This window comes from Pseudonocardia sp. EV170527-09 (assembly GCF_008369905.1).
Taxonomy (GTDB): Bacteria; Actinomycetota; Actinomycetes; order Mycobacteriales; family Pseudonocardiaceae; genus Pseudonocardia.
In genome coordinates this window covers 1-2,600 of record NZ_VRMC01000208.1, presented here as the reverse complement: position 1 = coordinate 2,600, position 2,600 = coordinate 1, and the positions used below count along the sequence as shown (strand labels likewise).

Annotated in this window: 4 protein-coding genes; 2 read left to right on the top strand and 2 right to left on the bottom strand. The window is 72.7% G+C overall.

The features are described from left to right. A partial coding sequence (locus tag FVA95_RS28355) for a leucine zipper domain-containing protein (RefSeq protein ID WP_149664620.1) occupies positions 1-317 on the bottom strand: 317 nt, incomplete at its 3' end. Positions 318-432: 115 nt separating this feature from the next. Beyond that, entirely contained in the window at positions 433-852 is a 420-nt protein-coding gene (locus tag FVA95_RS28350) for a glyoxalase/bleomycin resistance/extradiol dioxygenase family protein (RefSeq protein ID WP_164514903.1), read from the bottom strand. Positions 853-919: 67 nt separating this feature from the next. Between FVA95_RS28350 and cysS the strand changes: the two genes are divergently transcribed. Continuing rightward, positions 920-2,311, top strand: coding sequence for a cysteine--tRNA ligase (gene cysS, locus FVA95_RS28345; protein ID WP_149666852.1), 1,392 nt, complete (start codon positions 920-922; stop codon positions 2,309-2,311). Positions 2,312-2,426: 115 nt separating this feature from the next. Further along, positions 2,427-2,600: leucine zipper domain-containing protein (locus FVA95_RS28340; protein WP_149662471.1), on the top strand; the 174-nt coding region annotated here is incomplete at its 3' end.

Here is a 2,600-nt window from a genome sequence, read left to right as displayed (position 1 = left end):
ACCGCGTGCACGGTCGAGGCGGCCATGCCCAGGCGCCCGGCGATCTGGACCGGGCCCAGCCGGTGCCGCCAGCGCAGCCGTACGATTCGCCGCACCAGACCGACACGGGTCTTCGTCGGTGAGGACCTCGGCCGTGAGCTGCGGTCGGCCATCCCCGCCGGCCCCTCGGCCCGGTAGCGGTCGGACCACTTCTTGGCGGTCCGCGCGGAGACCATGAACATTGTCGCGGCCGCGGTGTGGGTCCAGCCGTGCTCGACGACGAGTTGAGCGAGCCGCAGCCGGGCGCGCGGGGTCAGAGCGGCGTTAGCGTGGGACACGAAGGCCTCCGGTGGGTGAAGCGGTTCCTCGACAGCTCCACTTCACAACCGGAGGCCTTCGTCTGTCAGCCAGACTCACCGCCCCCGGACGGGACAACCTCCCTGGACATCACAGCTAGGGACGCCCGGTCCGCTCCTGGATCTGCTCGGGCGTCAGGTCGCCGGTGTGGGCCGCGACCATCCAGGCGTGGCCGAACGGGTCGGCGAGCCGCCCGGCGCGCTGCCCGTAGTCGTGGTCGGTCACCGGGAACAGCACGCGGCCGCCGTGGGCCACCATCGCCGCGGCGACCGCGTCCGGGTCGTCGACCTCCAGGGCCATGATCACCGCTCCGGGCCCCGACGGCGCCGGGTCGACGGCGTCGCCGTCCTTGAGGGCCCACTCGGCGCGACCGGCCCGCAGCAGGGCGTGCACCACGGCACCGGAGCCGTCGGTGTAGCGCTCCACGAGCTCCGCGCCGAATGCGGCGAGGTAGAAGTCGATCGCGGCGTCGGCGTCGTGCACGACCAGCCGCGGGTACATCCGCTCAACAGCCATGCCGGACACCTTGCCGCAGCCCCACCGCGCGTGTAGTGGACGAATCGGAGGCCCGTACCCTGGTGACGTGAGCCTCAGACTTCTCGACTCAGCGACCAGGGAGCAGCGCGCCTTCACGCCGCTGCGGACCGGAGCCGTGTCGATGTACGTCTGTGGGGCGACGGTGCAGGGCCTGCCGCACATAGGCCACGTCCGCTCGGGCCTGAACTACGACGTGCTGCGTCGCTGGCTGGCCCGGTCCGGCTACGACGTCACGCTGGTCCGCAACGTCACCGACATCGACGACAAGATCCTGCGCAAGGCGCAGGCCGCGGGCCGTCCGTGGTGGGAGTGGGCGGCCACCCACGAGCGGGCCTTCACCGCCGCGTACGACGCGCTCGGCTGCCTGCCGCCGTCGGTGGAGCCCCGGGCGACCGGGCACATCCCGCAGATGGTCGAGCTGATCGAGCGGCTGATCGAGCGCGGTCACGCCTACGCCGCGGGTGGCGACGTGTACTTCGCCGTGCGCACCCTGCCCGACTACGGCGCGCTGTCCGGTCAGCGCGTCGACGACGTCCACCAGGGTGAGGGCGAGGGCGGCGCCAAGCGCGACGCACTGGACTTCACGCTGTGGAAGGCCGCCAAGCCCGGCGAGCCCAGCTGGCCCACCCCCTGGGGGAACGGGCGTCCCGGCTGGCACCTGGAGTGCTCGGCGATGGCGACGGCCTACCTCGGCCCGGAGTTCGACATCCACGGCGGCGGCCTGGACCTGGTGTTCCCGCACCACGAGAACGAGCGCGCCCAGAGCCACGCCGCCGGCGACGGCTTCGCCCGCTACTGGCTGCACAACGCGTGGGTCACCATGGGCGGGGAGAAGATGTCGAAATCGCTGGGGAACACCCTGGCGATCGAGAACCTGCTCGAGCGGGTCCGCCCGGCCGAGCTGCGCTACTACCTGGTCGGCCCGCACTACCGGTCGGCGATCGAGTACTCCGACGCCGCGCTGGACGAGGCCGTCGCCGCGTACCGGCGGATCGAGTCGTTCGTGCACCGGGTGCGCGAGCGGCACGGCCTGCCCGAGGTCGCGACGGAGCTGCCCGGCGCGTTCACCGCCGCACTCGACGACGATCTGGGCACCCCGCTGGCGCTCGGCACCGTGCACACCCTGGTGCGCGAGGGCAACACCGCCCTCGACGCCGGGGACGTCGCGGGCGCCCTGCGGACCGCGTCCGCGGTCCGTGCGACGACCGAGGTGCTCGGCCTGGACCCGCTGGCAGCCGGCGGCGCGGCCGAGGAGTCGGGCGACGCCGCCCGGCAGGCACTGGGCACCCTGGTGGAGTCGATGCTCGAGCGCCGCCGGGCCGCGCGCGCCGAGCGCGACTTCGCCACCGCGGACCGGCTCCGCGACGAGCTGCTCGCCGCCGGGATCGCCGTCGAGGACGGCGCCGACGGCTCCACCTGGACTCTCAAAGACGCTTAGGTGTGATGTCCAGGGAGGTTGTCCCGTCCGGGGGCGGTGAGTCTGGCTGACAGACGAAGGCCTCCGGTTGTGAAGTGGAGCTGTCTAGGAACCGCTTCACCCACCGGAGGCCTTCGTGTCCCACGCTAACGCCGCTCTGACCCCGCGCGCCCGGCTGCGGCTCGCTCAACTCGTCGTCGAGCACGGCTGGACCCACACCGCGGCCGCGACAATGTTCATGGTCTCCGCGCGGACCGCCAAGAAGTGGTCCGACCGCTACCGGGCCGAGGGGCCGGCGGGGATGGCCGAC

Excerpts from the sequence above, each read along its gene's own strand:
- FVA95_RS28350 (WP_164514903.1), bottom strand. The coding sequence starts at position 852 with ATGGCTGTTGAGCGGATGTACCCGCGGCTGGTCGTGCACGACGCCGAC.